Origin of the sequence: Dietzia sp. SYD-A1, assembly GCF_015356725.1 — a bacterium.
Classification (GTDB): Bacteria; Actinomycetota; Actinomycetes; order Mycobacteriales; family Mycobacteriaceae; genus Dietzia.
In genome coordinates this window covers 1-5,215 of record NZ_JADDKI010000583.1, presented here as the reverse complement: position 1 = coordinate 5,215, position 5,215 = coordinate 1, and the positions used below count along the sequence as shown (strand labels likewise).

The window sequence follows — 5,215 nt, the reverse complement described above, 5'->3', positions numbered from 1 at the left end:
GTCCTCCGACTCCCACGGCGGCGGGATCACGGCGGCGACCGCCGCGGCGGCCAGGGCGACGCCGCACCCGAGCAGCAGGCCCACCCGGAAACCGGTCTCGGTGGGGACGAACAACCCCCCGAAGTCCACGGACATCTGCGTGAGGATCACGCCGAGGACCGCCGCGGCGGTGGTGGTGCCGATCGAGCGCATGAGTGTGTTGACGCTGTTGGCCGACCCCATCTCGGAGTGCGGCACCGACGACATGATGAGGGCGGGCATGGCGCCGTAGGCCAGACCCACTCCGGAGCTGGTGATGACGGCCGCGATCATGACGCCCCACGTCGACCCCATGAGGAACTGGGCGGAGGCGTACCCGGCCGCGATGACCAGCGATCCCAGGATGAGCGTGGGCTTGGGCCCACGGGTGGTGATGAGCCGTCCGCTCACGGGCGAGACGGCCATCATGGCCAGCCCGCCGGGCGCGATCCACAGTCCCATCGCCACCATCGACTGGCCCAGACCGTGGCCGGTGGCCACGGGGAGCTGGAGGATCTGCGGGATCACGAGCAGCTGCGCGTAGAGCCCCATGCCCACGAGGATCGAGGCGATGTTGGTCAGCAGGACCGGTCGTCGGGCCGCTACCCGCAGGTCGATGAGCGGCGACGGGTGACGTAGGACCCACCACCCCCACACGGGGAACGCGACGGCGGCCAGGACGAACAGTCCGAGGGTCAGGGGAGAGACCCAACCCCAGTCCGCGCCCTTGGACACCGCCAACAGGAGCGCGATCAGACCCACCGCCAGACCCAGGGCACCGACGGGATCCAGCGTGCCGTCGGGTTTGGCCGCCGGCACCGACCGGATGCGCAGCGCCATCATCGCGATGATCCCCACCCCGAGTACGGCCGTGCCCCAGAACATCCACTGCCATGAGCCGTACTGCGCGAGGGCGGCCGCCGCCGGGAGCCCGAGCGCGCCACCGACCCCCAACGAGGAGCTCATCAACGCGATAGCCGGACCGAGGCGCACGGCGGGCAGGACCTCACGCATCGTCGCGATCCCGATCGGGATCACCCCGATCCCCACGCCCTGGAGCGCCCGGCCGACGAGCATCGGCCACAGCGAGGTGGCCAGGGCGCACAAGACGGACCCGACGACCATCACCGCGGTGACACCGATGAGGACGTTCTTCTTGGGGTAGAGGTCGCCGAGGCGGCCCATCACCGGGCCGGCCACCGCTCCGGCCAGCAGGGTCACGGTGACGACCCACGCCGCGTTGGCCGCCGAGGTGCCGAGGATCGCCGGCAGCATCCCCAGCAGCGGGATCACCAGAGTCTGGGTGAGGGACATGACGATCCCGCCGAAGGCCAGAACGACGACCAACCCGTCCTGCTCCGCACGAACGGCGTCCCCGCCCCGAGTCCTGCCGCCCATCGCCGTGTCCTTCCAGAGACCTGTAGTCGGACACTACAGACAGGTGTCGACCGCGTCCGCTGCCGACCCCGCGCTCTTGTGGTCTGCATCACCCGGTGCCAGCATGGCCGGTGTGAACATCACCGGAAGGTCCCGGCGGTCCGCCCACCGACTCCCCGCCACCATCGTCGCGTCTCTCGCCGCCACGGCCCTCGCCTCGTCGGCCGTCCTCGCGGCCCCGGCCACGGCGCACGCCCAGGGTTCCGCCGAGGCGGTCGTCCAGGTCCTGCCCGCCCCGGACCGTCTGGTCACCTGGGGCGGATCTCCCACCGGCGCGTGCGCCGGCGCGGTGTCCACCTCACTCCGGGGTGACGGGTATCCCGGTACGGCCAGTGTGAGCTGGGCTTTCGCGGTCGCGGGCGTGGGTCCGTGCGCCCTGACCGCCACGCTGTCCTGGCGCAACCTGGACACCGGCGCGCGCGGGGAGAAGGTCGCGCAGATCCCCCACCCGCGGTTCTCCCTCGGTGTCCCGGACCCCGTCGCGCACCCCTACGACGCGATCATCTCCACCGGGTCGGGTCGGGTCGAGTACCGCCTCACCACCACCGGGGGGGCCGTGGCCGGGCCGATCGTCGTCGACACCGTCGCGTACCCGGGCTGAGAGAGGACCGGGAGCGGTCAGTCCAGGAGGCCCTCGGACGCGCGCCGCCAGTCCTCGACCGGCGGGACCAGGACGTTCTCACCGAGCACCTGCACGAGCACCGTCGACGCGCCCGCGTCCAGATGCTCCTGCACCCGGACCCGCGTGGCCTCGATCCCCCGGGTGACCAAGGCCGCCTGCAGGCGGTCGCTGCCGCCGCGGATGTAGTCGGACTCGTCGAAGCCCTGGCGGGTCCACGAGTTCCGGTAATTCGGCAGTCCCGTGTAGATGTTCAGGTGGTCCCGGGCCCGCGACCGCCACAGCTCGTCGTCGTCCTCTACACCTGCGGCGAGCACCGCAGCGTGTTCCACCACCAGCGCCGGCCCGTCATCCCCGGACCCGCCGAGGATGTCGCGCGCCCGCGCGGTGTGCTCGGGCAGGGTCAGATACGGGTGCGCTCCGGAGGTCCGGTCCCGGGACAGCTCGAGCATCCTGGGCCCGAGCGCGGCCAGCACCACCGGCGGCATGGTGTCCTCGCCCGCGGCCATGGGCTGGGTCCGGTCGAGCGCGTCGAGGTACTCGCGCATCGCCGACAGCGGGCGACCGTAGTGGTGTCCGCGGTGCCGTTCCACCAGCGGGGCGTGGGAGACTCCGAGACCCAGCACGAACCGACCGGGGTGCAGGGCCTCGATGGTGCGCGCGGCCGCGCCGGCGGCCGAGGCGTCCCGTCCGTAGATGTTCGCGATTCCCGTGCCGATGGCCATGCGGCTGGTGGCCGACAGGTAGAGCTGCGCGGCGGTGAACGCCTCGCGCCCGACGGCCTCTCCGAACCACAGCGACCCCCATCCCTGGTCGTCGAGTTCGCCGAGCAGGTCGGGGATCCCCGCCGGCGGCACGCCCTCCAGCGAACCCGTCCACAGCCCGACCCTCCCCAGCCGGCCGCGGCCGGCCCGGTTGTGGTCAGCCCGGTCGGTCGCATCGTGGGGTGACTCACTCATGCACCCGAGTGTGCCAAACAGTGCGGGCTCCTGTGTGCCTCAGGTCCCGGGAGGCGTTTCACGCCGAAACCACGACCCGCCCGACGGGGGCGCGCCAGACTTCAGGCGGAACACGTTCCAGCAGAACCCTGGGACTCCGAGGAGATGAGGCGTCGATGTTCGAGTGGTCCGAGACCGACCTGATGATCCGAGAGGCCGTACGCGGCTTCATCGACAAGGAGATCCGTCCGAACCTGGACGCCCTGGAGAGCGGGGAGATGACGCCGTACCCGATCATCCGCACATTGTTCGCGGAGTTCGGCATCGACACGATGGCCGCAGACGCGGTCGAGAAGATGCTCGCCAGGCAGCAGGCACGGGAGTCGGGCGGGTCGAGCGGGTCGGGGGGCTCGAGCGGGTCGGAAGGCTCGGGCGGGGCGTTCGAGGGCCAGGACTCGCTGATGGCGGTGGTGATCAGCGAACTCGCGGGAGCGTGCATGGGCCTGGTCTCCGCGCTCGGGGTGAGCATCGGGTTGGGCGCCACGACCATCATGTCGCGCGGGACGTTGGCGCAGAAGAAGCGCTGGCTTCCGGGCATCGTCACCATGGAGAAGGTCGCGTCGTGGGCGATCACGGAGCCGGATTCGGGGTCGGACGCGTTCGGCGGGATGCGGACCTACGTGCGGAGGGACGGCGACGACTACATCCTCAACGGCCACAAGACGTTCATCACCAACGGCCCGCACGCCGACGTGATGATCGTCTACGCGAAGCTCGACGAGGGCACGGCAGCCGGTGTCGAGGACGGTGCCACCGCGACCGCCAAGCGGGACCGCCCGGTCCTGACCTTCGTCCTGGACACGGGGATGGACGGCCTGACCCAGAGCGCCCCCTTCAAGAAGATGGGCCTGCACAGCTCCCCCACCGGCGAGCTGTTCTTCGACGACGTCCGTCTCGGCCGCGACCGCCTCCTCGGGGAGACCGAGGACCACCGGGGTGGCGACGGGCGCGAGTCCGCCAGGTCCAGCTTCACCGCGGAGCGCATCGGCGTGGCGACCATGTCGCTGGGCATCATCCAGGAGTGCCATCGACTCTGCGTGGACTACTCGCGGGAGCGGACACTGTGGGGCCAGGAGATCGGGCGCTTCCAGCTGATCCAGCTCAAGCTGGCCCGGATGGAGGTGGCGCGGATGAACGTGCAGAACATGGTGTTCCACTCCCTCGAGCGCGCCCGGGCCGGAAAGCCCCTCACCCTGGCAGAGGCGTCAGCCATGAAGCTCTACGCCTCCGAGGTGGCGACCGAGGTCGCGATGGACGCGGTGCAGCTCTTCGGAGGCAACGGGTACATGGCCGAGTACCGGGTCGAACAACTCGCCAGGGATGCCAAGTCGCTGATGATCTACGCCGGTAGTAACGAGATCCAGGTGACGCACATCGCCAAGGGGCTGCTCTCGCGCTGAGCATCCGGATGACGTCCCCGTGGCCCGCCCGTACCGTGGACTCACGCCGGTAGCCGGAGGTGGTGTCGCATCGAGTCGGAGAATTCCGCCCACTGGCCCCGGTTGGTCGAGGGCGCGCGCAGGCGCGGGTCCGCATCCTGGGCGAGGGTCGTGCGCTACTCCCCCACCCTGCTTCTCGCCGCGACGGCCGCCGGCCTCGCGTTTCTCCTCGCCGAGCTGGTGTTCGGCCCCCAGAACGCGGTCTTCGCGCCGATCGCCGCGGTGGTCGCGACCGGGCTCTCTGCAGGGCAGCGGCGCGTCCGTGCTCTCGAGATCTCCACGGGCGTGCTCCTCGGGATCGTGGCCGCCGAACTCCTGGCGCGGTGGTTCGGTGTCGGTGCGTGGCAGCTCACGGTGGCGGTGCTCGCGGCCACCACCGCGGCGGTGGCGTTCCGGGCGAGTGGACTGCTGAGCAATCAGGCGGCGGTCGCGGCGGTCGTCGTCATGGTCCTCGTGCCCGTCCTGGAGACCGGCCCGTGGGTCAGGCTCGGGGACGCGGTGATCGGCGGCGCGGTGGCCGTGGTGCTGACCTCGGTGGTCCCCCACCATCCCCGCCACAGGGTCACGGCGGTCGCCGCCCGGCACCTGGACCGCTTCGCCTCCGTGCTCATCGCGCTGCGGGACGACCTCGCCTCCGGGTCGCTGTCCGGGGCGGAGCGGCGGCTCGAGGAGATGGACACCCTCGCCGCCGCTCCGCCCCGGAC

5 protein-coding genes are annotated in these 5,215 nt (G+C 71.1%); 3 read left to right on the top strand and 2 right to left on the bottom strand.

Features of this window, described 5'->3' with window-relative positions; all coding sequences use genetic code 11:
• On the bottom strand, positions 1-1,416 hold a 1,416-nt coding region (locus tag IY392_RS17290; RefSeq protein ID WP_107755273.1), incomplete at its 3' end, for an MFS transporter.
• A gap of 103 nt (positions 1,417-1,519) precedes the next feature.
• Here IY392_RS17290 and IY392_RS17285 point away from each other — a divergent pair.
• Positions 1,520-2,056, top strand: a complete 537-nt coding sequence (locus tag IY392_RS17285) for a hypothetical protein (RefSeq protein WP_194305543.1) — start codon at positions 1,520-1,522, stop codon at positions 2,054-2,056.
• Positions 2,057-2,073: 17 nt separating this feature from the next.
• Here IY392_RS17285 and IY392_RS17280 read toward each other — a convergent pair whose 3' ends face one another.
• The gene (locus IY392_RS17280; protein WP_194861906.1) at positions 2,074-3,033 is read right to left on the bottom strand and encodes a TIGR03620 family F420-dependent LLM class oxidoreductase; all 960 of its coding nucleotides are present in this window, start codon (positions 3,031-3,033) and stop codon (positions 2,074-2,076) included.
• A gap of 155 nt (positions 3,034-3,188) precedes the next feature.
• Here IY392_RS17280 and IY392_RS17275 point away from each other — a divergent pair, with 155 nt between their 5' ends.
• Positions 3,189-4,472 carry an acyl-CoA dehydrogenase family protein gene (locus tag IY392_RS17275; protein WP_194861905.1) on the top strand — a complete coding sequence of 428 codons (1,284 nt, stop codon included), beginning with the start codon at positions 3,189-3,191 and terminating at the stop codon, positions 4,470-4,472.
• Between the two features lie 150 nt (positions 4,473-4,622).
• On the top strand, positions 4,623-5,215 hold a 593-nt coding region (locus IY392_RS17270), incomplete at its 3' end, for an FUSC family protein (RefSeq protein ID WP_194861904.1).

Bases quoted from the DNA above. Each gene is read 5' to 3' on its own strand.
- IY392_RS17280 (WP_194861906.1), bottom strand. From the start codon at position 3,033: ATGAGTGAGTCACCCCACGATGCGACCGACCGGGCTGACCACAACCGG.
- IY392_RS17275 (WP_194861905.1), top strand. From the start codon at position 3,189: ATGTTCGAGTGGTCCGAGACCGACCTGATGATCCGAGAGGCCGTACGC.
- IY392_RS17285 (WP_194305543.1), top strand. From the start codon at position 1,520: ATGGCCGGTGTGAACATCACCGGAAGGTCCCGGCGGTCCGCCCACCGA.